24 protein-coding genes are annotated in these 26,445 nt (G+C 71.5%); 9 read left to right on the forward strand and 15 right to left on the reverse strand.

Annotation, left to right across the window (positions count from 1 at the left end):
- Positions 1 to 69 precede the first annotated feature (69 nt).
- The 4 genes from ACFYT4_RS01085 to ACFYT4_RS01100 all read right to left on the reverse strand — a co-directional run bounded on the left by ACFYT4_RS01085 (position 70) and on the right by ACFYT4_RS01100 (position 3,664).
- Positions 70 to 324, reverse strand: coding sequence for an acyl carrier protein (locus ACFYT4_RS01085; RefSeq protein WP_389263962.1), 255 nt, complete (start codon positions 322 to 324; stop codon positions 70 to 72).
- Between the two features lie 76 nt (positions 325 to 400).
- Positions 401 to 1,402: a ketoacyl-ACP synthase III gene (locus ACFYT4_RS01090; protein ID WP_389263964.1), complete on the reverse strand. Its 1,002-nt coding sequence runs from the start codon at positions 1,400 to 1,402 to the stop codon at positions 401 to 403.
- Positions 1,403 to 1,430: 28 nt separating this feature from the next.
- Positions 1,431 to 2,354 (reverse strand): ACP S-malonyltransferase, encoded by a 924-nt coding sequence (locus ACFYT4_RS01095; RefSeq protein WP_389264248.1) that lies wholly within the window; start codon positions 2,352 to 2,354, stop codon positions 1,431 to 1,433.
- An 89-nt stretch (positions 2,355 to 2,443) separates the two neighbouring features.
- Positions 2,444 to 3,664, reverse strand: a complete 1,221-nt coding sequence (locus tag ACFYT4_RS01100; RefSeq protein ID WP_389263966.1) for a PucR family transcriptional regulator — start codon at positions 3,662 to 3,664, stop codon at positions 2,444 to 2,446.
- A 688-nt stretch (positions 3,665 to 4,352) separates the two neighbouring features.
- Here ACFYT4_RS01100 and ACFYT4_RS01105 point away from each other — a divergent pair.
- Positions 4,353 to 5,009, forward strand: coding sequence for a pirin family protein (locus ACFYT4_RS01105; RefSeq protein ID WP_389264250.1), 657 nt, complete (start codon positions 4,353 to 4,355; stop codon positions 5,007 to 5,009).
- Here ACFYT4_RS01105 and ACFYT4_RS01110 read toward each other — a convergent pair.
- Positions 5,001 to 5,822, reverse strand: a complete 822-nt coding sequence (locus ACFYT4_RS01110) for a serine hydrolase domain-containing protein (RefSeq protein WP_389263967.1) — start codon at positions 5,820 to 5,822, stop codon at positions 5,001 to 5,003. The genes ACFYT4_RS01105 and ACFYT4_RS01110 overlap by 9 nt on opposite strands.
- Before the next feature lie 31 nt (positions 5,823 to 5,853).
- Entirely contained in the window at positions 5,854 to 6,315 is a 462-nt protein-coding gene (locus ACFYT4_RS01115; protein WP_389263969.1) for a GNAT family N-acetyltransferase, read from the reverse strand.
- A gap of 85 nt (positions 6,316 to 6,400) precedes the next feature.
- Between ACFYT4_RS01115 and ACFYT4_RS01120 the strand changes: the two genes are divergently transcribed.
- Positions 6,401 to 6,850, forward strand: a complete 450-nt coding sequence (locus ACFYT4_RS01120; RefSeq protein ID WP_389263971.1) for a MerR family transcriptional regulator — start codon at positions 6,401 to 6,403, stop codon at positions 6,848 to 6,850.
- Positions 6,851 to 6,887: 37 nt separating this feature from the next.
- Positions 6,888 to 7,910, forward strand: coding sequence for an aldo/keto reductase (locus ACFYT4_RS01125; RefSeq protein WP_389263973.1), 1,023 nt, complete (start codon positions 6,888 to 6,890; stop codon positions 7,908 to 7,910).
- Between the two features lie 162 nt (positions 7,911 to 8,072).
- Here ACFYT4_RS01125 and ACFYT4_RS01130 read toward each other — a convergent pair whose 3' ends face one another.
- The 7 genes from ACFYT4_RS01130 to ACFYT4_RS01160 form a co-directional block, all read right to left on the reverse strand.
- Positions 8,073 to 9,314 carry an acyltransferase gene (locus ACFYT4_RS01130; RefSeq protein ID WP_389263975.1) on the reverse strand — a complete coding sequence of 414 codons (1,242 nt, stop codon included), beginning with the start codon at positions 9,312 to 9,314 and terminating at the stop codon, positions 8,073 to 8,075.
- Positions 9,311 to 10,345, reverse strand: a complete 1,035-nt coding sequence (locus tag ACFYT4_RS01135) for an alpha/beta hydrolase (RefSeq protein WP_389263977.1) — start codon at positions 10,343 to 10,345, stop codon at positions 9,311 to 9,313. Before ACFYT4_RS01135 ends, ACFYT4_RS01130 begins: the two co-directional genes overlap by 4 nt.
- Before the next feature lie 649 nt (positions 10,346 to 10,994).
- Positions 10,995 to 11,672: a response regulator gene (locus tag ACFYT4_RS01140; protein ID WP_389263978.1), complete on the reverse strand. Its 678-nt coding sequence runs from the start codon at positions 11,670 to 11,672 to the stop codon at positions 10,995 to 10,997.
- On the reverse strand, positions 11,669 to 13,006 hold the full coding sequence (locus ACFYT4_RS01145; RefSeq protein WP_389263982.1) for a sensor histidine kinase: 1,338 nt from the start codon (positions 13,004 to 13,006) through the stop codon (positions 11,669 to 11,671). The genes ACFYT4_RS01140 and ACFYT4_RS01145 overlap by 4 nt, the downstream gene beginning before the upstream one ends.
- A gap of 193 nt (positions 13,007 to 13,199) precedes the next feature.
- Positions 13,200 to 14,057, reverse strand: coding sequence for a DUF4429 domain-containing protein (locus tag ACFYT4_RS01150; protein WP_389263984.1), 858 nt, complete (start codon positions 14,055 to 14,057; stop codon positions 13,200 to 13,202).
- Positions 14,058 to 14,132: 75 nt separating this feature from the next.
- Positions 14,133 to 15,344, reverse strand: a complete 1,212-nt coding sequence (locus ACFYT4_RS01155; protein WP_389263986.1) for an alpha/beta hydrolase — start codon at positions 15,342 to 15,344, stop codon at positions 14,133 to 14,135.
- A gap of 98 nt (positions 15,345 to 15,442) precedes the next feature.
- Entirely contained in the window at positions 15,443 to 16,108 is a 666-nt protein-coding gene (locus tag ACFYT4_RS01160; protein ID WP_389263988.1) for a TetR family transcriptional regulator, read from the reverse strand.
- 185 nt (positions 16,109 to 16,293) lie between these two features.
- Between ACFYT4_RS01160 and ACFYT4_RS01165 the strand changes: the two genes are divergently transcribed.
- Positions 16,294 to 17,901, forward strand: coding sequence for an MFS transporter (locus ACFYT4_RS01165; protein WP_389263990.1), 1,608 nt, complete (start codon positions 16,294 to 16,296; stop codon positions 17,899 to 17,901).
- Positions 17,902 to 18,307: 406 nt separating this feature from the next.
- Here the strand turns inward: ACFYT4_RS01165 and ACFYT4_RS01170 are convergent, their stop codons facing one another.
- Together ACFYT4_RS01170 and aceE are read right to left on the reverse strand one after the other, a co-directional pair.
- Positions 18,308 to 19,258 carry a potassium channel family protein gene (locus tag ACFYT4_RS01170; RefSeq protein WP_389263992.1) on the reverse strand — a complete coding sequence of 317 codons (951 nt, stop codon included), beginning with the start codon at positions 19,256 to 19,258 and terminating at the stop codon, positions 18,308 to 18,310.
- Between the two features lie 61 nt (positions 19,259 to 19,319).
- Entirely contained in the window at positions 19,320 to 22,064 is a 2,745-nt protein-coding gene (aceE, locus tag ACFYT4_RS01175) for a pyruvate dehydrogenase (acetyl-transferring), homodimeric type (protein WP_389263994.1), read from the reverse strand.
- A gap of 470 nt (positions 22,065 to 22,534) precedes the next feature.
- Here aceE and ACFYT4_RS01180 point away from each other — a divergent pair, with 470 nt between their 5' ends.
- From ACFYT4_RS01180 to ACFYT4_RS01200, 5 genes are all read left to right on the forward strand, one after another.
- Complete coding sequence (locus tag ACFYT4_RS01180; RefSeq protein ID WP_389263996.1) at positions 22,535 to 22,957, forward strand: DUF3052 domain-containing protein; 423 nt, start codon at positions 22,535 to 22,537, stop codon at positions 22,955 to 22,957.
- A gap of 165 nt (positions 22,958 to 23,122) precedes the next feature.
- Complete coding sequence (locus ACFYT4_RS01185; protein WP_389263998.1) at positions 23,123 to 23,581, forward strand: peroxiredoxin; 459 nt, start codon at positions 23,123 to 23,125, stop codon at positions 23,579 to 23,581.
- A 197-nt stretch (positions 23,582 to 23,778) separates the two neighbouring features.
- Positions 23,779 to 24,354, forward strand: coding sequence for a TerD family protein (locus ACFYT4_RS01190; protein WP_389263999.1), 576 nt, complete (start codon positions 23,779 to 23,781; stop codon positions 24,352 to 24,354).
- Between the two features lie 215 nt (positions 24,355 to 24,569).
- Positions 24,570 to 25,145, forward strand: coding sequence for a TerD family protein (locus tag ACFYT4_RS01195; RefSeq protein ID WP_389264001.1), 576 nt, complete (start codon positions 24,570 to 24,572; stop codon positions 25,143 to 25,145).
- A gap of 105 nt (positions 25,146 to 25,250) precedes the next feature.
- A complete protein-coding gene (locus ACFYT4_RS01200; RefSeq protein ID WP_389264003.1) occupies positions 25,251 to 26,393 on the forward strand; it encodes a DUF475 domain-containing protein in 1,143 nt (380 codons plus the stop codon).
- Positions 26,394 to 26,445: the final 52 nt, after the last annotated feature.

The following is a 26,445-nucleotide window of genomic DNA, read 5'->3' on the forward strand; positions in this document are numbered from 1 at the left end:
GTGTAGGGGGTGCTGAATGTTCACGGCGCCACCGCCGGGTGGCGACAAGCGCGCCCGGAACCGGGCCTGTTACTTGGCGACCTGGTGCTTCGCGATGTAGTCCGCGGCGTCACCGACGGTCTTGAGGTTCTTGACGTCCTCGTCCGGGATCTTGACGTCGAAGCGCTCTTCGGCGGCGACGACGACCTCGACCATGGACAGGGAGTCGACGTCCAGGTCGTCGGTGAAGGACTTGTCCAGCTGGACGTCCTCGACCGGGATGCCGGCGATCTCGTTCACGATCTCCGCGAGACCTTCGACGATCTCTTCCTGCGTGGCGGCCATGTGGCGCTCCTTCGATTCTGTATCAGAGGGTGTGGCGTCCGGATTGTCCGGCTGCCGGTCCGGAGGATCCGGTTGCCTAGGGGAGGGTAACGACAGTGGCTGCGTAGACGAGACCCGCCCCGAAGCCGATGACGAGCGCCGTGTCGCCGCTCTTGGCCTGCCCGGTCGCCAGAAGCCGCTCCATCGCGAGCGGGATCGAGGCGGCCGAGGTGTTGCCGGTGGTCTCCACGTCCCGGGCGACCGTGACGTGCTCCGGCAGTTTGAGTGTCTTCGCCATCGAGTCGATGATCCGCATATTGGCCTGGTGCGGGATGAAGACGTCCAGGTCGTCCGCGGTGATCCCGGCCGCGTCCAGCGCCTGCTGGGCGACCTTCGCCATCTCGAACACGGCCCAGCGGAAGACCGCCTGGCCCTCCTGGGTGATCGCGGGGAACTTCTCCACCGTGCCGTCGCGGTAGTCCGTCCACGGCACGGTCTGCTTGATGGTGTCCGACTTGTCGCCCTCGGAGCCCCATACCGTCGGGCCGATGTGCGGCTCGCTCGCGGGGCCCACGACCACGGCACCGGCCCCGTCGCCGAACAGGAAGGCCGTCGCCCGGTCCTCCAGATCGGTCAGCTCACTCAGCCGCTCCACACCGATCACCAGCACGTACTCAGCCGAGCCGTCGACGACCATGCCCTTGGCGAGGGTGAGCGCGTAGCCGAAGCCCGCGCAGCCGGCGGAGATGTCGAACGCCGCCGGCTTGACCGCGCCGATCCTGTCCGCGATCTCGGTGGCCACCGCGGGGGTCTGCTTGAAGTGCGACACGGTGGAGACGATCACGCCGCCGATCTGCTGCGGGGTGATCCCCGCGTCGGCGATCGCCTTGCCCGCGGCCTCGACGGACATCGCGGCCACGGTCTCCTCGGGGGAGGCCCAGTGACGGGTGGCGATGCCCGAGCGGGAGCGGATCCACTCGTCGGAGGAGTCGATCGTCTCCAGGATGACCTCGTTCGGCACGACCCGGGTGGGCCGATAGCCGCCGACACCCTTGATGCGAGCGTGCGGAGCGCCCTTGCTGGGCTTGAGTTTCGCCATCTGTACGGCTCTCCTTGTCCGGGCTGCGTCAGGCTGCTGAGTGCTCGGCGTACTCGGCGGCAAGGGCGCGGGCCGCTTCGAGATCGTCCGGGGTCTTGAGCGCGAGGGTCTTCACGCCGGGCAGGGCGCGCCGGGCGAGCCCGGTGAGAGTGCCGCCGGGGCAGACCTCGATCAGGGCGGTGACGCCCCGCTCCTGGAACGTCTCCATGCACCGGTCCCAGCGGACCGGGTTGGCCACCTGGCCGACGAGCCGGGCGATGACCTCCTCGCCGCCGGTGACGACCGCGCCGTCCTTGTTCGATACGTACGGCAGCACGGGGTCGGCGACCGTGAGCCGTCCGGCCGCCGTCTCCAGCGCCCCGACCGCGGGCGCCATGTGGTGGGTGTGGAACGCGCCCGCCACCTTCAGCGCGATGACCCGCGCCTTCTCCGGCCGGTTCGCGTCCAGCGCGGCGAGCTGCTCGGCGGTGCCGGCGGCGACGATCTGGCCGGCGCCGTTCACATTCGCCGGGGTCAGCCCGAGCCCTTCGAGATGGCCCATGACCTGGTCCGGGTCGCCGCCCATGACGGCCGCCATCCCGGTCTCGGTCACGGCCGCCGCCTCGGCCATCGCGAGACCGCGCGTACGGACGAACCCGAGCGCGGCGGTGTCGTCCAGCACACCGGCGAGCACGGCGGCGGTGATCTCACCGACGCTGTGACCCGCGACGGCGCCGGGCCCGAGGTCGCCGAGCGCGGACGCGGACAGCAGGCCGGCGGCCACCAGCAGCGGCTGGGCCACGGCCGTGTCCCGGATCTCGTCCGCGTCGGCCTTGGTGCCGTAGTGGGCGAGGTCCAGTCCGATGGCGTCCGACCAGCCCGCGACGCGGTCGGCCGCGCCGGGGAGTTCGAGCCAGGGAGTCAGAAAGCCGGGCGTCTGAGCGCCTTGGCCGGGAGCGACGAGTACGAGCACCCTCACACTCTCTCTTGTATACGGCCCCTGACGCCCGTGGGGACAGGGACGAAGAACTATGGGGGGAATTGTTGGTGTCCGACAAAAGTCTAGGACTGCGGATCTCCGTCGGCCAGGCGCCCGAGGATGAGGGCGATTCGCAGCGTAAAGGCTGAGCGCACATCGGAGGGTGACCAACCGGTGACGTCTGTCACACGTCGCAGCCGGTAGCGCACGGTGTTTGGGTGGACAAAGAGCATGCGCGCCGCGCCTTCGAGACTGCTGGCCTGTTCCAGATAGACACTGAGAGTTTCGAGAAGCGCCGATCCCGCCTCTTCCAGTGGTCTGTAGATCTCCTCCACCAACTGCTCGCGGGCGGCGGGGTCCGCGGCGATGGCGCGCTCCGGGAGGAGGTCGTCCGCCAGCACCGGGCGTGGCGCGTCCTGCCAGGCGGAACACGCCTTCAGGCCCGCGGCCGCGGCCTGCGCGGATCTGGTGGCGGCCAGCAGATCGGGCACCACGGGCCCCGCGACCACCGGCCCCGCCGCATACGGGCCGATCAGCGCCTTCGCGACCTGGAGCGGATTGTCGCTGCCGCCCGCGATGACGACGAGCCGGTCACCGAGGACGCCCGTGAGCACCTGGAGCTTGGCGTGCCGGGCGGCGCGGCGGATCGCCTCCACCGTCAGCTCGCTGTCGCCGTCGGGGGCGGTGCCGAGGATGACGCACACGTGCTCCGGCGAGTTCCAGCCGAGCGCGGCGGCGCGGGACACGGCGCCCTCGTCGGCCTCGCCCGACAGCACGGCGTTCACCACCAGTGACTCCAGGCGCGCGTCCCAGGCACCGCGGGCCTCGGCGGCCTGCGCGTAGACCTGGGCGGTCGCGAACGCGATCTCCCGCGCGTACACCAGCAGGGCCTCGCGCAGCACCGCCTCGTCACCGGGCGCGGCGACCTCCTCGATCGCCGACTCCATCACCTCGATGGTCGTCCGCACCATCTCCACGGTCTGGCGCAGGGTGATCGCGCGGGTCAGCTCGCGCGGAGCCGTACCGAAGACATCGGTCGAGATGGCCTGCGGGGTCTCCGGATGCCGGAACCACTCCGTGAACGCCGCGATACCGGCCTGGGCGACCAGACCGATCCACGACCGGTTCTCCGGGGGCATCGCGCGGTACCACGGCAGTGACTCGTCCATGCGCGCGATGGCGTTCGCGGCGAGCCGGCCGGCTGACTGCTCCAGGCGTCGCAGGGTCGCGGGATGCGGGTGGGCGTCGTTCGCTGCAGGTTCGGGCACGGGACAAGACTGCCTTATCGGGAGGCCGGAACCCATTGGCGGGGTTCCTGCGCGATCTTCCGCGGGGCGGGGGTGGGGGGTGGGGTGGCCCTCGCCCGGGCCGGGTTTCGGGGGGGGGGGGGGCGCGGGGGGGGGGGGGTGGTGGGGGGGGGGGGGGGGGGGGGGGGGGGCCCCCCCGGGGGGGGGGGGGGGGGGGGGGGCCCCCCCCCCCCCCCGGCCCCCCCCCGCGCCGGCCCCCCCCCCCCCGCCCCGCCGGCCCCCCCCCCCCCCCCCCCCCGGCCCTCGCCCGGGCCGGGTTTCGTCCTCAAGCGCCGGACGGGCTGGGTTTGGTGCTCCGGCGTGTGGTGCTTGCCGGGTGGCCCCTGCCCGGGCCGGGTTTCGTCCTCAAGCGCCGGACGGGCTGGGTTTGGTTGCCCTTGCCCGGGCCGGGTTTCGTCCTCAAGCGCCGGACGGGCTGGGTGGTGTGGGGACGGGCTGGGTGGTGTGGGGACGGGCTGGGTGGTGTGAGAACGGGCTGAGGTGGTCTGGGGACGGGCTGGGTGGTGTGAGGACGGGCTGGGGTGGTCTGGGGACGGGCTGGGTGGTGTGAGGACGGGCAGGGTGGTGTGAGAACGGGCTGAGGTGGTCTGGGGACGAGCAGGGTGGTGTCAGGGTGGTGTGAGGACGGGCTGGGGGTGTGGGGGGTTCTCGGGTGCCGGGTGGGGAGGGGTAGCGTGAGGGGGTGATCGGAGTGCGGCGGGCGGGGGAGCGGTACCGGGGCGGGGACCCGCAGGCCGGCATCGAGACCCGGCACGCCTTCTCGTTCGGGCCCCACTACGACCCCGACCACCTCCGTTTCGCCGCCCTCCTCGCCTGCAACGAGGAGCGGCTCGCCCCCGGCGCCGGGTTCGACGAGCACCCCCACAGCCATACGGAGATCGTGACCTGGGTCGTGGAGGGCGAGCTGACGCACCGGGACTCCACCGGCCACGCGACCGTCGTACGGCCGGGGGACGTCCAGCGGCTCAGCTCGGCGGGCGGGGTACGGCACTCCGAGCGCAACGACGCCGCCGGGCCCCTGGTGTTCGTACAGATGTGGCTCGCGCCGCTGGAGCCCGGCGGTGACCCCTCGTACGAGGTCGTCCGGGGGATCGCCGACTCGACCCCGTACGCGCTCCCCGAGGCCGGTGCGATGCTCCACGTCCGCCGGCTCGCGCCCGGGGAGCGCACCGCGGTTCCGGACGCGAAGGCGGCGTACGTCCATGTCGTACGGGGCGAAGTGGTGCTCGGGGGCGAGGAACTGGGCCCCGGGGACGCCGCGCGGGTCACGGACGGCGAGGGACTGGAGCTGGCGGCGGGCCGTGCCCCCGCCGAGGTGCTGGTCTGGGAGATGTCAGGCTGAGCCGCGCAGTTCGGCGAGCACCGCGTCCGTGAAGGCGGGCCACGCCTCGATCGCCCAGGGCCCGAACGCCCGGTCCGTGAGCGCGACGCACGCCGCGCCCGCGTCCGGGTCGATCCACAGGAACGTGCCCGACTGCCCGAAGTGCCCGAAGGTACGCGGTGAGGACGAGGAGCCCGTCCAGTGCGGCGACTTGGCGTCGCGGATCTCGAAACCGAGGCCCCAGTCGTTCGGGGTCTGGCGGCCGTACCCCGGCAGCAGCCCCGCCAGACCGGGATGGACGACCGTCATCGCGTCGAGGACGGTGCGCGGGTCCAGCAGCCGGGGCGCCTGCACCTCCGCCGCGAACCGCGCCAGGTCGTCCACGGTCGACACCGCGTCCTTCGCCGGGGAGCCCTCCAGCGCGGTCGCCGTCATGCCCAGCGGCTCCAGCACCGCCTGGCGCAGATACTGCTCGAAGGGGATCTCCGTCGCCTTGGCCACATGGTCCGCGAGCACCTCGAAACCGGCGTTCGAGTAGATCCGGCGGGTACCCGGGCCGGCGCTGACCCGGTGCTCGTCGAAGGCGAGCCCCGAGGTGTGCGCCAGGAGATGGCGGACCGTGGACCCCTCGGGCCCGGCGGGCTCGTCGAGTTCGACCGCGCCCTCCTCGTACGCCACCAGCGCCGCGTACGCCGTCAGCGGCTTGGTCACCGAGGCGAGGGGGAACGGCCGGGAGACCGGCCCGCGGGTGCCGGCGACGGTGCCGTCCGCCCGTACGACGGCCGCCGCTGCGGTCGGCACGGGCCAGTTCTCGATCAACGCCAGGCTCTGCATGCGTCCGAGCCTATGCGACGGCCCCGGGCGCTCAGAGGGCGAGGCGCATCGCGGGTTGACGGGTGCGGACGAAGCCGAGGGACGCGTACAGCGGCTCCCCCTCCGGCGAGGCCCGGAGATCGACCTTGGGCACCTCACGCTCCCGGAACCACTCGACCAGCGCCTCCATACAGGCCCGGGAGTGCCCCCGGCGGCGCATGTCCGGGTCGGTGGCGACGCTGAAGACATGGCCCACCACCCCCCGGGGATTGCCGGGAGCGGGCAGCGGCCGCTCGATGGAGCCGATGGCGCAGGAGGCCAGCCCTCCGGGTCTGTCCACCACGAACGCGGTCAGATTCCCGTCCGGGTCGGCGAGCCTCTCCCGCAGCGCGGCGACCGCGAGCGGCTGCCAGCTGACATCCGGATCCGGGTCGGAGCACGCGTCCAGCATGATCTTCCGCAGACGGACCAGTTCTTCGGCGTCCTTCGGGGTGGCACGGCGTACGCGAGTCATATCCCGGGAGGTTAGGAGCGCCCGGGACGGGATTCCAGTCCTTTCCCTTGCTTGGAGTGCACTCCAGGGTTTTAGCGTGGAAGGCATGACGCTGACCCGGAGCAGCTCCCCGGAGACGGACCTCTGCCAGCCGGCACCCCCCGCTCCTCCCGCACATCCACGGCCCGAAGGGCAGGACCGCTACACGATCAGCGAGGTCGCCGCCCGGACCGGGCTCTCGGCGCACACCCTGCGCTGGTACGAGCGGATCGGGCTGATGCCGCACGTCGACCGGTCGCACACCGGGCAGCGGCGCTTCACCAACCGCGATCTGGACTGGCTCGCGCTCGTGGGCAAGCTCCGGCTGACCGGAATGCCGGTCGCGGACATGGTCCGCTACGCCCAGCTCGTACGGGCGGGCGCGGACACCGTCGGGGAGCGGCGGGACCTGCTGGAGCGGACCCGGCGCGATGTTCTCGCGCGTCTCGCGGAGCTCCAGGACACCCTGGCCGTACTGGACCACAAGATCGAGCACTACACGGGCCGCACGGACTGATCGGCCGCCGCGGCGGCCGGAGAGGGACTGAACCCTTATGGGACACGGAGAGACCACACGTATCGCCCAGGTACGCCTCGGGGCCGGAGGGCCGCTGGTCGGTGTGCAGGGCCTGGGATGCATGGGCATGAGCGAGTTCTACGGCGAGACGGACGACTCGGCCGCCCGCCAGACCCTGGAGGCGGCGCTGGAGGCCGGGGTCACCCTGTTCGACACGGCCGACGCGTACGGGCGGGGCGCCAATGAGCGCTTCCTCGCCCCGTTCTTCGGGCGCCACCGCGACGAGATCACCGTCGCGACCAAGTTCGGCATCGAGCGGACCGACGACGATCGGTACCGGGGCGTGCGCAACGACCCCGCGTACATCCGCCGGTCGGTCGACGCGAGCCTCCGGCGGCTCGGCATCGACACCGTCGACCTCTACTACATGCACCGCCGCGACCCGGGCGTGCCGCTCGCCGAGTCCGTCGGAGCGATGGCCGAACTGGTCTCGGCGGGCAAGGTGCGCCACCTCGGTCTGAGCGAGGTCACCGGCCCCGAACTGCGCGAGGCGCACGCGGTGCACCCCATCGCCGCCCTCCAGTCGGAGTGGTCGCTGTTCAGCCGGGACGTGGAGCGCAGCGCGGTGGGCGCGGCGGCGGAGCTGGGCGTCGCCCTGGTCCCGTACTCACCGCTCGGCCGCGGCTTTCTGACCGGGGCCTTCGCCGATGCCGCGAAGGATCTGCCGCAGGGCGACTTCCGCGCGCACCAGCCGCGTTTCACCGGCGACAACGCGCGGACGAACAGCGCGCTGCTCGCCCCGGTGCGCAAGGTCGCGGACGCGCACGGTGCGACACCGGCCCAGATCGCCCTGGCGTGGGTGCAGCAGCGGGCTCGGGTCCACTCGCTGCCCGTGGTGCCGATTCCCGGTACGCGCAGGGTGAGCCGGCTGCGGGAGAACACCGCCGCGACCCGGCTGACGCTCACCCCGGACGACCTGGCCCTGCTGGATCCGATCGCCGCGCAGGTGGCGGGGGACCGGTATCCGGACATGTCGGCGACGGCGACGGCGCGGGAGTAGCGCCCGCCGGGGCACGGCACCCGGCGCGGAGTCCGGAGTCCGGCGCGTGACCGGCGGGTCGGCCGGGCCGGCATCGCGCCGGGCGGCGTGGGTCCGGGCGCCGCTGGCCGGGCTGCTGGAGCCGGGGGACCCTCTCTCGCCGAATGGAACGTTCACTACAATTCATGTCAGTCCCAGGGCGAAGACCGCGAAGCCCGCCGCGAGCACTCCCGCGATCGCGCGGCGTGCCGTCGCGGCCCCCGTGCCCGTGGCCCACGGGGACTCGAAGTCCTGCGCACGGCGCCCGATCAGCACCAGCAGCCCGGCGAACAGCGGCAGCCACGCGATCCGGGCCGCCACCCAGCCGAGGGTGTCGGGCGCGGTGGTCAGCCCGGGGACCGCGCCCGCGAACGACGCCGGTACGGCCGCCGCCAGCATCGCCGTCTGGTGCCAGCACAGGATCGTCATCGCGGACAGATTGATCACGACCACCGGAGCCCACAGCACCGGCCTCTTGAGGAGGTTCGCGAGGCGGTCGCGCAGCAGGATCGCCGCACCGCTCTGCGCGGCCGCGAGGGCCAGGACGAGCAGGGACGGGGGATGGGAGTTCGTACGGGCCTCTCCCGGCACACCCACCATCGAGGCCGGGTAGTCGAAGACGGTGACGAGCAGCGCGAACAGGGCCGTACCGCCGATGAGCAGCGCGCGGCCGTATCTCCTCCAGAGCACCGCCCGCGACGGGGAGGGGTCCCCGCCGCCGGGCGCGAGGCGGCTCTCGCCCCAGGAGACGCCGAGCTGATACGCGAACAGCCAGCCGGGCAGGATGTTCAGCACGCTCAGCCAGGACGGCATGGCGTCCGCGTAGGGGCCGTAGCGCAGGAGGTCGACCACCGCCACCGAACCGAGCAGGGGAGCGGCGGCCCAGACGCCCAGCCGGCGGGCGGCGCGGACGCAGCAGGGGGTGAGCGCTGTGACGACCGTGTACACGCCGACGAACCACAGGGGCTGGACGACCAGCGTCGATCCCGTGCGCAGGGTGGTGCCGGGCACCCCGAGCGCGTACAGCACCGGGATCAGCACCGCCCAGACTGCGGTGACACCGAGTACGGGCCTGCCGAGGCGGGCGACGCGCTGCCTCAGCCACTGGGCGGTGGTTCCCCCGCGGCGGTGGTAGGAGTGGACGGAGGCGCAGCCGCCGACCAGGAAGAAGATCCCCAGCATCTGGAGCACCCAGCTCACGGGGGCGAAGAAGCCGAAGGCGGAGAGCGGGCTGGCGTTGCGCAGCGCCCCGTCCGAGCCCAGCTCGAAGCCGCCGAGGAGCCAGTGCCCGAGGGGCACGGCGAGAAGCGCGAGGGCACGGAGTCCGTCGACGGCGCGGTCGCGGTGGGCGGGCGTACCCGCTTCGATCCTGTCGGCGAGTTTCACTGGACTTCCCCCTGGGCGATGGCGGCGAAGGTGTGGAGCGAGTCGGTCCCGGGGGCGAAGTAGCCGGTATGGCCCTGGGCCCGCTCGGCCGGGACCCGCTGGGCGCCGAAGCCCGGCGCGGCGGGGTCGTTGCCGTGACCGAGCCCGAGGAGCCGGACGTTCGGCACCTTGGAGATCCAGTCCGACGGGTCCTTGGCGGCCCAGACCCGGGCGTCCGTCCGCAGGTCGGCCACGGAGCCCGCGCGCATGCCGGGGGAGCCGAGGACGACGATGTCGGACGCCTCGACGTCGTCGGCGGCGAGGCCGCAGACGACGGAGCCGTAGCTGTGGCAGAACAGGCTCGGCCTGGGGGTTCCCCGTGCCGCGAGGCCCTCGGTGAAGCGGGTGAGCCGCTCGGCGCCCGCCTCGGCGAGATCCCCCTGGGCCGCGTCCAGGCCGAGTCCGACCGGGGTGGTGTATCCGGTCCAGGCGATGACGGCGGTGGGACTCCCGGCGGCGGCCCGCAGGGACTTCGCCATGCCGGCCGGGGTGCCGTACGGGTCGTCGGCGCGGTCGAAGGTCCGGGCGTCGATGTCGGCCCCCGGGACGACGACGGCCACATGCCGTGCCCGCTCCAGGTCCCCGTACACCTCGACGACCTGGCCCCGGCCACGGGGGTCGAAGGCGAGGATCTGCCGTCCGGGCCGTGCCAGCCGCTCGTGGGGTGTGCCCCGGAGCGCGAGGGAGTTGGCCCGGTAGCGGAGCTTCACGGGTACGCCGTCGAGGTTCCCGACGACGAGCGGGTGCCGGCGGACGAGGTCCTGCCGGGCCCCCGGGCTCAGGGTGGCGAAGAAGTCGGCCACCCGGCCCGGCGCGGTGGTCGCGGGGTCGGGCAGCGCCCGGCCGAGAGAGCGGTCGCCGACCCAGGCGGCCGTGCCGGGCGGTGGTCCGGTCACCGGACGCTGGGAGTTGCCCGACGCCCATCCGGTGACCCCGGTGACGGCGGTCGTCGCGAACGCGAGCCCGACGACGGTCCTCTTGTAACGGCGCATGCCGTGCCCCTCCCTCTCGCCCTCGGCGTGACGAGGGGAAGGTAGGGAGAGGACCTGCCCGCGCACGTCACGCCGGAGAGCCGGGTCGGGAGTGCTACCGGGGTAGGGGGTGGGTTACGGACGGGGGCCCGTGACGTCCGGAGGGCGGGCCCGCGGGTGTGGGTGAGGGGCGGGGCCCTTGAGGTCCGGGGCTGAGGTCCGAGGGCCGGGCACGCGGCTGGGTGACGGGCAGGTGGGATACGTCGGCGGCGGGGCGCGCGTGCCGGTGAGGGGAGGGGCCCTTGACGTCCGGGGTGGGCGCGGGGGTGGGTCACGTCCGGGTGGGATACGTCGGCGGCGGGGCGCGCGTGCGGGTGAGGGGAGGGGCCCTTGACGTCCGGCGGCCGGGCACGCGGGTAGGGCACGTCCGGGTGGGATACGTCCCCGGGCCGGGGCCCGCGGGTGGGTGACGGGAGGGGGCCCTGACGTCCGCGGGCGGGTCACGTCCGGGCATGTGGGCGGACCGCTGTCGTTCCCGGCCCGGCGGCCACCACCGGCTGAACCGGGGGCTCCGGACACCCGTGGCCGGGCAGAGGCCCGGAGACCGCGAGGCCCCGCCGGGGGAGACGCACGCCGTGCGGAGGAGTCCGGCCTCGTGCGGGAGGAGCCGCTACGCCGTGCCGGGGCGTACCAGCCCCGACTCGTACGCGAAGATCACCGCCTGCGCCCGGTCCCGCAGGTCCAGCTTCGCCAGGACCCGCCCGATATGCGTCTTGACGGTCTGTTCCGCGACGACCAGGTGCTCCGCGATCTCCTGGTTCGACAGCCCCCGCGCGATCAGCTCCAGCACCTCCGTCTCCCGCGGCGTGAGCCCCTTCAGCCGCAGCGACGGGTCCTTGCGGGGCGCCGGGCGCTGGGCCGCGAAGTCCGCGATCAGACGGCGTGTCACGGACGGCGCCAGCAGCGCCTCGCCCGCCGCGACCACCCGGACCGCCGCGATCAGATCCGCCGGGGGCGCGTCCTTCAGCAGAAAGCCCGAGGCGCCCGCGCGGAGTGCCTCGTACACATAGTCGTCCACGTCGAAGGTGGTCAGCATCAGGACCTTCGGGACGTGCACGACTCCCGGCGGAGGCCGCAGGATCGCCCGCGCCGCCGCGAGCCCGTCCATCTCCGGCATCCGGACGTCCATCAGGACCACGTCCGGGTGGGTGGACCGCGCCACCTCCACGCCCGCCCGTCCGTCCGGTGCCTCGCCGACCACATCGATGTCCGTCTGGGCCGAGAGCAGCGCGGCGAAGCCCGCCCGCACCATGGCCTGGTCGTCGACGATGTTCACGCGGATCGTCACTCGTCATCCTCCATAGAGGTCGAGGTCGGGTTCGAGGCAGGGGGCGGGGGCGTGGTCAGCGGCAGGCGCGCGGCCACCCGGAAGCCGCCGTCCGGCAGCGGGCCCGTGTCCAGCGTGCCGCCGGTCAACCGTACGCGTTCGCGCATCCCGACCAGTCCGTGGCCCGTGCCCACCGACTCCAGCGGAGGGCCCGGCGGATTCGCCGGATCCGCCGGGCCGTTGACCACGACCACCGTCAGATGGGTGCCGTCGGAGGTGAGGGAGATCCGTGTCACCGCGCCCGGCGCGTGCCGCACCACGTTCGCCAGCGCCTCCTGCACGATCCGGTACGCCGACAGATCCACCGTCTGCGGCACCGGCGACGCGCCCACGCTCAGCGACAACTCCGCGGGCACCCCGGCCCGTACGGTCGCCTCCACCAACTGCTGCACCCGCGAGATCCCGGGCTGCGGCGCGAGTTCGCCGTCCGCGTCCTCGCTCCGCAGCACCGACAGCAGGCGCCGCATCTCCGTCAGCGACTCGCGGGCGCTCACCGCGATCGCCCCGAACTCCTCGCGCGCCTCGGGCGGCAGCCCCGCGATCCGGTACGGCGCCGAGTCCGCCTGCACGGTGATCACGGACATGTGGTGGGCGACGACGTCGTGCAGCTCGCGTGCGATCCGCGTCCGCTCCTCCAGCAGGGTGCGCCGGGCCCGCTCCGCCTCGCTGATGGTCTCCTGCGCGGCCAGTCTCCGCTGGACCTCGCCCCGCTCCCGCAGCGCGCCCGTGACGACCAGCACCACCGCGGACAGGACGATCATCAGGACCCAGATCCCGTCGCTCAGATCCGATCTGATCAGCTCGAACAGCACGCTCGCCGCGCCGGTCGCCAGCCAGACGCCGACGAGTGTGCGGCGCGACTCCCGCAGCCCGAGGAAGGCCATCAGCACCAGGTACCCGATGACGACCGTCGGCGGCCACGGCCAGGAGTTCCCCGCCACGTGATCCGCGCCGATCAGCGCCGCCCCGCCGATCACATCCGCCGCGAACACGATCCACCACGCCTGCAGGGGCCGGGTGAGCGCCAGCAGCAACGGAGCGGTCTGGGCGACGGCCAGCGCCCTGGCCCCCGCGTCGGCCATCCCGTAGTCCTGGGCCAGCACGGTCATGGTGACGGGCAGCAGCGCCCCGACGGCCGCGAGCGCCACCAGATAGGGCAGCTTCCGCAGCCAGCGGTTCTTGGCGGACGCCAGGACGGGGGTGGGGGCGTGGGACGGAGTACGGAGCGCGTCGGCGAGCAGGCGCGCCTGCTCACGGGCGGACTGCCAGAGAGGAGGCTGGGGTGGCTGAGGCATAGGACCGCCAGGGTAAGCAGCACCGCGGGCCGGTGGCGTCATACTTCCGGCGGGGGTCGCGGTGTCATACCCGGGTATGACACCGCGTACGGCTCCCCGGTGCCGGACCGCACGCGCGTACGACACCGCACGCGCGCACGACCCTCGCCGCCGAACGGCGCTCCGGCGGATCGGGGCTGCGGGCCGGCCGGTGCTACAGCTCCGACAGCAGCTCCGCCTTCTTCGAGCTGAACTCCTCGTCCGTCACCAGTCCCGCCTGATGCAGCTCCCCGAGGTGCCGGATCCGCTCGGCGATGTCCGCGGGGTCCCGCCGCCCGGCGCGCAGGGCCATCACCGGAGCCGGGCCCGACCTCTGCACGGACTCCAGCACGGCCGCCGCGAACGGCAGGGACTCATGGACGGGACCGTTGCGCAGCCCGAACAGCACCGCGGCCGGGTCCTGGTCGGCCTTGGCGGGGCGGGTGTCGTCCTGCGAGCGGCGCAGCAGCCGCAGATAGCCGTCGAGCGCCTCGGGGGTGCGCCACTCGACACCGCTCAGCTCGCCCACGGCGAAACTCTGGTCGCCCGCCTTCCACTTGGCGGACGAGGCGCCGGTCCAGGACCAGCGGAAGTCGACGCGCCGGCCGTCGAACGACGCCTTGCCGTCGTACGCCTTGAAGCTCAGCGGGGGGCTGGGCGCGGCCACGGCGTACCGCGCGGACGGCTGGTCCGCGTCCGGGGGCAGCACGGCCCGCAACTCGTCGCGGTAGTACTCGGCCAGGGTCTCCCGTTCGGCGGGCAGCACCAGCCGGTACGGGTCGCTCTCTTCCTTCAGCTGTCCGGCGGCCGCTTCCATCAGCGGATCCGCGCCGGACCTGGGTGCCGCGTGCAGCACCACGGTGCCCCGCTTGCCCGGGGTGAGTGTCACCGATGCCAACGCCTCGTGGGGGATGCGGCGTTCGCGGAGCGCCTGGAAGAGCTTCGGCGTGCGGTGCCCCCGTTCAAAGCGGATGAGCACGGAGTCGGACTCGAACTCCCATGTGGCTTGAATTCCGGCCAGTACATCACCCATACACATCATCGTAGGCGGCGGGCGCCCACGCGTCGCCCCTTGGTGCGGAGCCCGGTCGGCGAAGTTCTACGCGCGTCAGGCCGCTGCTTCTCCGTAAATATCGCTGCGACACGTGTCATCCTCGCCCGCGCAGCTCACGCCGTCGTAGGCCCCGACGCCTATTTCCGCGAGGTTGACGAGGCTCTCCGTGCCTGGCTCGAAATAACCGGTATGGCCGATTGCGCCCGCCGCCGACATCCGGCGCGCACCGAAGTCGTGGGACATCGGGTCCTCGCCGTGCCCGAGCCCGCCGACCTCCAGATGCGGCACGTCCTCGATCCAGTCGTCGCTGTCGCGCATCGCCCAGACGCGGGCGCGGGCGTCCAGTCCGGCGACGCTCCCGGCGCGCATGCCGGGGCTGCCCGCCACGGCGATATCGGTCACCCGCCCGGTGAGCCGGCGCGCGGCGACCCCGCATACGACGGAGCCGTAACTGTGGCATATCAGAGCGATTTCGGATGTTCCGGGCAGTGCGGCGGTGAGTGCGGCCAGCCGCACCGAGCCGTTCTCCGCGAGCCGCCCTATCGCCGAGTCCATGCCGAGCCCCACGGGCGCGGTGTAGTCGGCCCAGGCGATGACGGCGGTACGGGTACGGGGGGAGGCGGCCCGCTCGGCGGCGTACAGCGACTGGGCCATGCCGACGGGCGCGGTGTACTCGCGCGTCGAACGCTGGAAGGTGAGCAGATTGGTGTCCACACCGGGCACGATCACGGAGACCCGCTCGGCGGTGTCCAGGTCGCCGAACACCTCGGCGACCTTGCCGGAACCGGACGGGTCGAACGCGAGGATCTGCCGTCCGGGGGTCATCAGCGCCTGGTACCGGTGTATGCGGCGCACGGCGTCACGCAGGCCGTCCGGGCTGAGCGCGGCGGCGGCCACGCGCCCCCGCTCGTGCTTCAGCGCCCGCACGAGCGCGATGCGGTTGGCGCGGTAACGCAGGGACACCGGGGCGCCGTTGAGGTTGCCGACCACGTGGGGGAAGCGGTCGGCGAGACGGGCGCGGTGGTACCCGCCGATCGACGCGAAGAAGGCGGCCGTGCGGTGCGCGGGCGCGTCGGTGCGGGGGAGCGGCCGGGTGCCGATGTGCGCCTTCCGCCAGCCCGCCAGCTCGGCGTCGAAGGCCCCGCGCGGGCCGCCGCCGTTGCGTACGGCCGTCCAGCCGGTCGTCGCCAGCATGATGAACACGACCGCCAGCGCGAGCAGCGCGCGCCAGGCGGTGAGGGTGGGGGAGGAGTCGAAGGAAGTCACTGCGGAACACCCTAGGAGACCTCCCCCCTCCCCCGTGGCCGCCGTGAGCCAACTCACCCGGTGCCGCGCCCCCGGCCCGGGGCCCTCGCCCGTGGACCTCAGGCGCGGGCGGAGTCCGGCGGCGCGGCGTCCCGCCAGTCGCCCGCCAGTGCCGCCCCCAGGTGTTCCAGGTAATTCGCCGTCAGATCCCGGATCGCCTCGGCGCTGAAGTCCTCGCCCTGGCCCCAGACGCGGCCCGCCACCCGCATCACCCCGCTGAACGCGGCCACCGCCACCCGCGGCCGGGGGTCCGTGTCGATGTCGAGGCCCTCACGGTCGGCGATGAGCCGGGCGATCGACTCCTCCAGGTCCGTGCTGCGGCGCAGATGCACGGCCAGTAGCGCGGGCGTGGACTCGATCACCAGATAGGCGCGCATGTGCAGTTCGAGGGGGATGATCTCCTCGATCGCCTCACCGATCGTGTCCCACGCCGCCAGCACCGCTCTCCGCATCGCCTCGAACGGCGGCTCGTGGGCCGGACGTTCGCGCACCGCCTTCACGAAGTGGGACTCGATCAGCGTCTGGATGGTGAAGGCGACCTCCTCCTTGCTGGCGAAGTACCGGAAGAAGGTCCGCTGCGAGACGTCCGCCGCCTCGGCGATCTCGTCGACCGTGGTCTGCTCGTAGCCCTTGGTGATGAACAGTTCCAGCGCCGCGCGCGCCAGATCGTTGCGGGTCCGCTGCTTCTTCCGCTCCCGCAGCCCGGCGGTCGGCTCGACCGTCACTTCATGGCCTCACTTCATGGCTACTGGCGCTGTGCGCAGGGCGTGAACCGCCGATGGCTGTGGCACGGAAACACGCGGTGCCCCGGTCGCATCGACAAGGCCCAGGGTACCTGTGACCCATGTGACAGCTACCGACTAGTGAAATGGTTTGTCAACTGTCAGTGGCTGACACTAGCCTCTCCCGCATGACTAGTCAGACCACCGTCGACAAGGCGCCGAAGGATCCCCGGGACTCCCTTCCCACCCCTGCCAAGGGGCTCCGCGGCCACCCATGGCTGACACTGTTCGCCGTGGCCATCGGCGTGATGATGGTCGCCCTGGACGGCACCATCGTGGCGATCGCCAACCCCGCGATCGCGAGCGACCTCGGGGCCACGTTCGCGGACGTCCAGTGGATCACCAACGGCTACTTCCTCGCCCTCGCCGTGACCCTGATCACCGCGGGCAAGCTCGGTGACCGGTTCGGTCACCGCCAGACCTTCCTCATCGGAGTCGTCGGGTTCGCCCTGGCCTCCGCCGCCATCGGCCTCTCCGACAGCATCGCCATGGTCATCACCTTCCGGGTGGCCCAGGGCCTGTTCGGCGCGCTGCTGATGCCCGCCGCGCTCGGTCTGCTGCGCGCGACCTTCCCCGCCGAGAAGCTGAACATGGCGATCGGCATCTGGGGCATGGTCATCGGCGCCTCCACCGCGGGCGGCCCGATCGTCGGCGGTCTGCTCGTCGAGCACGTCAGCTGGCAGTCGGTCTTCTTCATCAACGTCCCGGTCGGCATCCTCGCCGTGGTCCTCGGCGTGATCATCCTCAAGGACCACCGCGCGCAGAACGCCCCGAGGTCCTTCGACATCCTCGGCATCCTGCTGCTGTCCGCGGCCATGTTCTGCCTGGTGTGGGCGCTCATCAAGGCCCCCGAGTGGGGCTGGGGCGACGGCAAGACCTGGGGCTTCATCGTGGTGGCGCTCGTCTGCTTCGGGCTGTTCGCCGTCTGGGAGAACAAGGTCGCGGAGCCGCTCATCCCGATGCGGCTGTTCCGTTCCGTGCCGCTGTCGGCCGGTGTGGTCCTGATGGTGCTCATGGCGATCGCCTTCATGGGCGGTCTGTTCTTCGTCACCTTCTACCTCCAGAACGTGCACGGCATGAGCCCGGTCGACGCCGGACTCCACCTGCTGCCGCTCACCGGAATGATGATCGTCGGCTCCCCGCTCGCCGGTGTGGTGATCACCAAGGTCGGCCCGCGCGTTCCGCTGGCCGGCGGTATGGCCCTCACGGGGATCGCCATGTTCGGGATGTCGACCCTGACCACGGACACCGGCAGCCCGCTGATGTCGGTCTGGTTCGCGCTGCTCGGCCTCGGCCTCGCGCCGGTCATGGTGGGCGCCACCGAGGTCATCGTCGGCAACGCCCCCATGGAGCTGTCCGGAGTCGCGGGCGGACTCCAGCAGGCGGCGATGCAGATCGGCGGCGCCCTCGGTACGGCGGTGCTCGGCGCGGTCATGGCGTCCAAGGTGGACAGCGACCTCGCCGACAACTGGGCCGACGCCGAGCTGCCGCCGCTGAGTCCGGAGCAGCTGGACAAGGCGGCCGAGGCGGTTCAGGTCGGGGTGCCCCCGGTCGCCGACGGGACGCCCCCGGAGGTCGCCGCGAAGATCGCCGGTGTCGCGCACGACACCTTCATCTCCGGCATGGGCGCGGCCTGCCTGGTCGCCGCGGGTGTCGCCGTGGTGGCGGTGTTCGTCGCCCTGCTGACCAAGCGCGGCGAGAACGCCGAGGCGGGCGCGGGCGCGGCCCACATCTGAGCCCGTACGCTCCCGGAACACGGATCGCCGCGGGCCGCGCCCGTTCCGAGGAGCCCGTACCGGCCGCGGGCCCGCCCCCGCTCCTGGGAGCCTCACCGCTCCCGTGGGCGCCGGGGGCCGCCACGCCGTCCGGATCCGGGCGGGACCGGGGCGCCGGGGCCCCTGCGGCGCCCCGGTCCCGCCCGGTGAGGTGCCCTTTTCCGGCCCCGCGCCTGTGCCGACAGCCCCGCCGGGACCGCCCGGCGGGGCTGTCGGCTGCCGGGATCCCGGCGGGAGCCGCCCCCCCCCGAGGGCGCTCACGCGAGGGGCCCGCGACGGCGCACGCGGGAGCCGGGTGTGCGGCCGTGTCCGGGAGATGCCGGGCCCGGCGTCGGGGCGACCCGGTCGCCCTGTTCCGTACGGGCGTTCACGGTCCGGGAGAGCCGACCGCTCCCGGTGCCGGGACCTCCCCGGTCCCCGCCCTCTCGGCCGAGGCACCCCCGCCCGCCGCCGGAGCACCCGTCGGGAACCCACCGACCCCGGCTCCGCCCGTCACCGGGCCGCCCACCACTGGCACGCCCGCTGTCGGCAGACCCGCCTCAGGGCCACCCATCACCGCCACGCCCGCCGGCGCCGGGATTCCCCCGGCCGGGGCCAGCGCGGCCACCTGCTCCCGCAGCCCCTTCACCTCGGCCGTGAGGGCCTCCAGGAGGGCCGTCTGCCGCCGCTCCTCCGCGTCGTCGCGCTCGAAGCGGGCGATGAACCAGGCCGCGATGTTCGCGGTCACGACACCCAGCAGCGCGATGCCGGAGATCATCAGCCCCACCGCCAGCACCCGGCCGAGCCCGGTCGTGGGCGCGTGGTCGCCGTAACCGACCGTCGTCATCGTGGTGAAGGACCACCACACCGCGTCGCCGAGCGTCCTGATGTTCCCCTCGGGCGCGTCCCGCTCGACATGGAGCACCGCCAGCGAGCCGAACATCATCAGCCCCACCACCGCGCCCCCGACATATGTCGTGAGCGTGATCTGCGGGGCCATCCGGGCCCGCCGGCCCACCAGCAGCAGCGTGGCGACGATCCTCAGCAGCCGCAGGGGCTGGATCAGCGGCAGGAGCACCGCGAGCAGATCCAGGGGGTGCTTGCGGACGAACAGCCACCGGCCCGGCGCCAGCGCCAGCCGTACGAGATAGTCCGCCGCGAAGGAGCCCCACACCACCCACTCGGTGAGGGTGCACACCCGGTGCACCCACGGGTCCGCGTCCGGCGCCACGATCGGGACGGCGTACGCCACGCCGAACGCCACGGCGAGCACCAGCAGCGGCCTCTGCATGCGCTCTTCCCACCGGACCTGTGCTGTTCGCTGCTTCATGCCGTGCATCGTAGAGACGCCGAAGGGCGGTGGAACCCCAAAGTTCCACCGCCCCTCGGACCGTGCGCGGTTACGCGTCGCCGCCCGCGGCCCCCGGATCGGCCGCCGCCACGTCCAGCAGCTGGTACCGGTCCACGGCCTGCTTCAGCACCGAACGGTCGACCTTGCCCTCCCGCGCCAGCTCGGTCAGCACCGCCAGCACGATCGACTGGGCGTCGATGTGGAACCAGCGGCGGGCCGCGCCCCGCGTGTCGGCGAAGCCGAAGCCGTCCGCGCCCAGGGAGCTGTACGGCCCGGGCACCCAGCGCGAGATCTGGTCCGGCACCGAGCGCATCCAGTCGGACACGGCCACGAACGGGCCCTCGGCGCCGCTCAGTTTGCGGGTGACATACGGAACGCGCTGCTCCTCCTCCGGGTGCAGCAGATTGAACTCCTCCACCTCGACGGCCTCGCGGCGCAGCTCGTTCCAGGAGGTCGCCGACCAGACGTCGGCCCGTACGTTCCACTCCTCGGCGAGGATCCGCTGGGCCTCCACCGCCCACGGCACGGCCACGCCGGAGGCCATGATCTGCGCCGGGATCGCGCCCGCATCGGCCGCCCTGAAGCGGTGGACACCCTTGAGGATGCCCTCCACGTCCACGTTCTCCGGCTCGGCCGGGTGCTGGATCGGCTCGTTGTAGACGGTCAGGTAGTAGAAGACGTCCGCGCTCTCCCCGGGGCGGGCCCCGCCGTACATCCGCCGCAGGCCGTCCTTGACGATGTGCGCGATCTCGAAGCCGAAGGCGGGGTCGTAGGCGACACAGCCCGGGTTCGTGGAGGCGAGCAGCTGCGAGTGGCCGTCCGCGTGCTGGAGTCCCTCGCCGGTCAGCGTCGTCCGCCCGGCGGTGGCGCCCAGCACGAAGCCGCGCGCGAGCTGGTCCGCCATCTGCCAGAACTGGTCGCCGGTGCGCTGGAAGCCGAACATCGAGTAGAAGACGTACACCGGGATCAGCGGCTCGCCGTGGGTGGCGTACGCCGAGCCCGCGGCGATCAGCGAGGCCGTGCAGCCCGCCTCGGAGATGCCGTCGTGGAGCATCTGCCCGGTCGGCGACTCCTTGTACGCGAGCAGCAGGTCACGGTCCACGGCCTCGTACTGCTGGCCCAGCGGGTTGTAGATCTTCGCGCTCGGGAAGAACGAGTCCATGCCGAAGGTGCGGTACTCGTCCGGCGCGATCAGCACGAAGCGCTTGCCGATCTCCTTGTCCCGCATGAGGTCCTTGAGCAGCCGGACGAACGCCATGGTGGTCGCGATCGACTGCTGGCCGGAGCCCTTGCGCACCGCCGCGTACGTCTTGTCCTCCGGCAGCGCCAGCGGCTTGGCGCGCACGACCCGGGTGGGCACATAGCCGCCCAGCGCCTTGCGGCGGTCGTGCATGTACTGGATCTCCTCCGAGTCGCGGCCCGGGTGGTAGTACGGCGGAAGGCCGCCTTCCAGCTGCGCGTCCGTGATCGGGAGGTGGAGGCGGTCGCGGAAGCCCTTGAGGTCGTCGACCGTCAGCTTCTTCATCTGGTGGGTCGCGTTGCGGCCCTCGAAGTTCGGACCGAGGGTCCAGCCCTTGACGGTCTGCGCGAGCACCACCGTCGGCTGGCCCTTGTGCTGCTTGGCCGCCTGGAACGCCGCGTACACCTTCCGGTGGTCGTGACCGCCGCGGCCGAGGTGCAGGATCTGCTCGTCGGTCATGGTCGCGACCATGGCCCGCAGCCGCTGGTCGCCGCCGAAGAAGTGCTCCCGGATGTACGCGCCGGTCTCGGTGGCGTACGTCTGGAACTGGCCGTCGGGCGTGGTGTTCAGCTTGTTCACCAGCAGGCCGTCGCGGTCCTGGGCGAGCAGCGGGTCCCAGGAGCGGTCCCAGACCAGCTTGATGACGTTCCAGCCGGCGCCCCGGAACTGGGACTCCAGCTCTTGGATGATCTTGCCGTTGCCGCGCACCGGGCCGTCGAGGCGCTGGAGGTTGCAGTTGACCACGAAGGTGAGGTTGTCCAGGCCCTCACGGGCGGCGATGGAGAGCTGGCCGAGGGACTCGGGCTCGTCCATCTCGCCGTCGCCGAGGAACGCCCACACATGCGAGGCGGAGGTGTCGGCGATGCCGCGCGCCTCCATGTAGCGGTTCATCCGGGCCTGGTAGATCGCGCCGAGGGGGCCGAGGCCCATGGACACGGTCGGGAACTCCCAGAAGTCCGGCATCAGCCGCGGGTGCGGGTAGCTGGAGAGCCCGTGGGGCGCCTTGGACCGCTCCTGGCGGAAGGCGTCGAGCTGGGTCTCGCTCAGCCGGTCGAGCAGGAAGGCGCGGGCGTAGATGCCGGGCGAGGCATGGCCCTGGAAGAAGATCTGGTCGCCGCCGTCGCCGTGGTCCTTGCCCCGGAAGAAGTGGTTGAAGCCCACGTCGTAGAGAGAGGCGGAGGAGGCGAAGGTGGCGATGTGGCCGCCGACGCCGATACCGGCCCGCTGGGCGCGGGAGACCATCACCGCGGCGTTCCAGCGGGTCGCGTTGAGGACCCTGCGCTCGATGTCCTCGTTGCCGGGGAAGAAGGGCTCGTCCTTGGTGGCGATGGTGTTCACGTAGTCCGTGCTGCGCATCTCGGGCACGGCCACGCGGCGCTCACGGGCCCGCTCGATGAGCCTGAGCATCAGATAGCGGGCCCGCTCCCGGCCCCGTGTGTCGACGGCGGCGTCGAGAGAGTCCAGCCACTCCTTGGTCTCTTCGGGATCGAAATCCGGGACCTGGCTGGGAAGGCCGCCAATGATGATCGGGTTGCGATCTGATCCGGAAGCCACGCTGTTCCTTCGCTGTTCGGAGCGATCGAAATCCGGAGAATTCGATGCGCTCTTGGGGAGTTGCCGGGCGGTGACGCACCGCCTCCATCGTGTACCTCGGGGAGGGAAACGTCATCTCTACCGGGGGGTAACCCGCGATGTCGTCGGCATCCCGGCTCCGCCTCGGCGACAGGACGGTCCAAATCGCAACCTTACGCCCAACCCGGTAAGGCGTTCCGTTTGGGTGTTCGGTTCAGAAGGGGGTGGCGAGTGGACGTAAAGTGGCAAACGCGGCTGAATGGTGTGGCACGCGGTACGAGCCCGGGCCGACCGTGTCAGGGGTTGCGTCGAGACGGGCGCAAACGTCACCGTTTCGGCGGTCTGGGCGGCCGGGTACTTGCGCGATCCGTCCCGCCCGTGTGGACTACGGCCCAAAGCCGCGCGTACGCGCGCGGCCGCAGCATCTACCGAACATGATCAGGAGGCAAGCCGTGAGCGCGACCGCGGACCACGCGGAGGAGCGGACCAACCCGGCGGCAAGGCTGGGGTTCGAGCCCGGACAGGTGGTCCAGGAGATCGGCTATGACGATGACGCCGACCAGGATCTCCGTGAGGGCATCGAGTCCGTCATCGGCCAGGATCTGGTGGACGAGGACTACGACGATGTCGCAGACGTCGTCGTCCTCTGGTTCCGGGACGAGGACGGCGACCTGACGGACGCACTGGTGGACGCCATCGGCCTCCTCGACGAGGGCGGTGTGATCTGGCTGCTCACCCCGAAGACCGGCCGGGACGGCTACGTCGAGCCGAGCGACATCAGTGAGGCCGCTCAGACCGCCGGGCTCTCGCAGACCAAGAGCATCAACGCGGCCAAGGAGTGGTCGGGCAGCAGACTGGTGGCACCCAAGCGCTGAGCAGTGAAGGGCGCAGGCCAGGACCCCCTCCGACCACTGTCGGAGGGGGTCCCTGCGTAGGGTGGACCCATCACCCGAACGGGACCGGCGATCTCCGCGCCGCCCGTAGGGACCCGGACGGCACCGCGCCTCACGGCAGCGCACTTTTCGAAGGGAACCACCCGCATGGCGATCGAGGCAGGCACCAAGGCCCCCGCGTTCCAGCTGAAGGACAACCACGGGCGGACCGTGGACCTCGCCGCGTACCGCGGTGAGAAGAACGTGGTGCTCCTCTTCTATCCCTTCTCCTTCACCGGCGTGTGCACGGGCGAGCTGTGCGCCCTGCGCGACGAGCTGCCGAAGTTCGTCAACGACGACACCCAGCTCCTCGCCGTCTCCAACGACTCCATCCACACCCTGCGCGTCTTCGCCGAGCAGGAGGGGCTGGAGTACCCGCTGCTCTCCGACTTCTGGCCGCACGGCGAGGTCTCGCGCGCGTACGGCGTCTTCGACGAGGACAAGGGCTGCGCGGTGCGCGGCACCTTCGTCATCGACAAGGAGGGCGTCGTGCGCTGGAGCGTCGTCAACGCCCTCCCGGACGCCCGCGACCTCAACGACTACGTCAAGGCCCTGGAAACCCTCTGACGTACGGGCCGGCATACGGGCAAACTGTCCGTCGTGTCCGGACCGTCCCCGGAATGCGCCGGGCCGCCCCCGCGACCCGTCGCGTCCGTGGGCGTATGAGGGTGTATCGATCGGGAACCGGTCACTAGGATCCACTCGTTGATCCGATCAGGAACGCACGACGGGGGCGCTGCCCCTGAAAACCAATGGAGGGACTCGTGGGAGTCAGCCTCAGCAAGGGCGGCAACGTCTCGCTGACCAAGGCCGCGCCCGGCTTGACCGCGGTGCTCGTGGGCCTGGGCTGGGACGTCCGTACCACCACCGGTACGGACTTCGACCTGGACGCCAGCGCCCTGCTGACCAACGCCGAGGGCAAGGTCACCAACGACGGCAACTTCGTCTTCTTCAACAACCTCAAGAGCCCCGACGGCTCCGTCGAGCACACCGGTGACAACCTCACCGGTGAGGGCGAGGGTGACGACGAGGCGATCAAGGTCAATCTGGCCGCGGTCCCGGCGGACGTCGACAAGATCGTGTTCCCGGTCTCGATCTATGAGGCCGAGGGCCGCCAGCAGTCCTTCGGACAGGTGCGGAACGCGTTCATCCGCGTCGTCAACCAGGCCGACAACAACGAACTCGCCCGCTACGACCTGAGCGAGGACGCCTCGACCGAGACCGCCATGGTCTTCGGCGAGCTGTACCGCAACGGCGCCGAGTGGAAGTTCCGCGCCATCGGCCAGGGCTACGCCTCGGGGCTGCGCGGCATCGCGCAGGACTTCGGCGTGAACGTCTGAGAAGGCACCATCCCGTCCGGCGCCGCACTCCCGAGTGCGGCGCCGGACGTGCCTGCGCGGTTCGCGGGGCATGCCGGGGCAGGGCATGCGACCGTGCGGGCGATTCTGTCCGGAGGCATGGGACGTGCCGGGCAGGGCAGTCTGTGCAAGCGCACCGGGCGCGCCGAGCCGGGCACGCGGTTGCGATCACACCGTCTTTTGGGGAGGACCAGAACATGGGCGTCACGCTCGCCAAGGGGGGCAATGTCTCCCTCTCGAAGGCCGCACCGAATCTCACTCAGGTGCTCGTAGGACTCGGCTGGGACGCGCGCTCCACCACCGGAGCCGACTTCGACCTCGACGCGAGCGCGCTGCTCTGCAACAGCGGACGCGTGCTCGGGGACCCTTACTTCGTCTTCTACAACAACCTCAAGAGCCCCGAGGGCTCCGTCGAGCACACCGGTGACAACCTCACGGGCGAGGGCGACGGCGACGACGAGTCGCTGATCGTGGACCTCACCCTGGTTCCGGCCAATGTCGACAAGATCGTGTTCCCGGTCTCCATCCACGACGCCGACAATCGGGGACAGACCTTCGGCCAGGTCAGCAACGCGTTCATCCGCGTGGTCAACCAGGCCGACGGCCAGGAGCTGGCCCGCTACGACCTGAGCGAGGACGCCTCCACCGAGACCGCGATGATCTTCGGCGAGCTGTACCGGTACGGCGGGGAGTGGAAGTTCCGTGCAGTAGGCCAGGGGTACGCGTCGGGTCTGCGGGGCATCGCTCTAGACTTCGGGGTCAATGTTTCGTAAAGCCGCGTACTGAGCGGGAAAACCCGTCATCGGTGCGCGGGGAGAACCTCCCCACGGTCTGCCCGGGGGGATTCGGGGGACCCCCACTTACACGATTGGGTACCAGTGGTTCTGAAAACCTTCGGCTGGTCGTTCGCGGTCACCGCGCTCGGCTTGGTCGCGGCGGTGTTCTACGGGGGATGGGCCGCCTTCGGGCTCGTGGCGATCCTGTCCGTCCTGGAGATCTCGCTGTCCTTCGACAACGCGGTGGTCAACGCCGGAATCCTGAAGAAGATGAATGCCTTCTGGCAGAAGATCTTCCTCACGATCGGCATCCTCATCGCCGTGTTCGGCATGCGGCTCGTCTTCCCGGTCGTCATCGTCGCGGTGAGCGCCAGTCTCGGTCCCATCGAGGCCGTCGAGCTGGCACTCAACGACAAGGACAGGTACGAGGAACTCGTCACCGACGCCCATGCCTCGATCGCCGCGTTCGGTGGCATGTTCCTGCTCATGATCTTCCTCGACTTCATCTTCGAGGACAGGGAGATCAAGTGGCTCGCCTGGCTGGAGCGCCCGCTCGCCAAGCTGGGCAAGGTCGACATGCTGTCCGTGTGCATCGCTCTGATCGTGCTGCTGGTCAGCGCGGTGTACCTCGCTCCCGAGGCGCACACCCACAGCGGTCCGCAGGACAAGGCCGAGACGGTTCTGCTCTCCGGTATCGCCGGTCTGATCACCTATCTCATCGTCGGTGGTCTGTCCAGTTACTTCGAGAACAAGCTGGAGGAAGACGAGGAGCGGGAGCACGAGGCGGACGAAGCGGCCAAGAAGAGCGGCAAGCAGGTCTCGGCCGTCGCCCTCGCCGGCAAGGCCGCCTTCTTCATGTTCCTCTACCTTGAGGTCCTGGACGCGTCCTTCTCCTTCGACGGCGTCATCGGCGCCTTCGCCATCACCAACGACATCGTGCTCATGGCCCTCGGCCTCGGTATCGGCGCGATGTACGTCCGGTCGCTCACCGTCTACCTGGTCCGCGAGGGCACCCTGGACGACTACGTCTATCTGGAGCACGGTGCGCACTACGCGATCGGCGCGCTGGCCACGATCCTGCTGATCACGATCCGCTTCGAGATCAACGAGTTCATCACGGGCTCCGTCGGTGTGGTGCTGATCGCCTGGTCCTTCTGGTCCTCGATCAGGCGGAACAAGGCTCTTGAGGCGCAGGGGAACTCCCTGGACAAGAAGTCCGAGCCACACTCCGAAGCCGGGGTGTGACGCGGCGCGTATTGCGGAACGCTCTCAGCGGGGCGGTGCCGGGGCCGGTGCC

Source organism: Streptomyces sp. NPDC004609, from assembly GCF_042873655.1.
Lineage (GTDB): Bacteria > Actinomycetota > Actinomycetes > Streptomycetales > Streptomycetaceae > Streptomyces.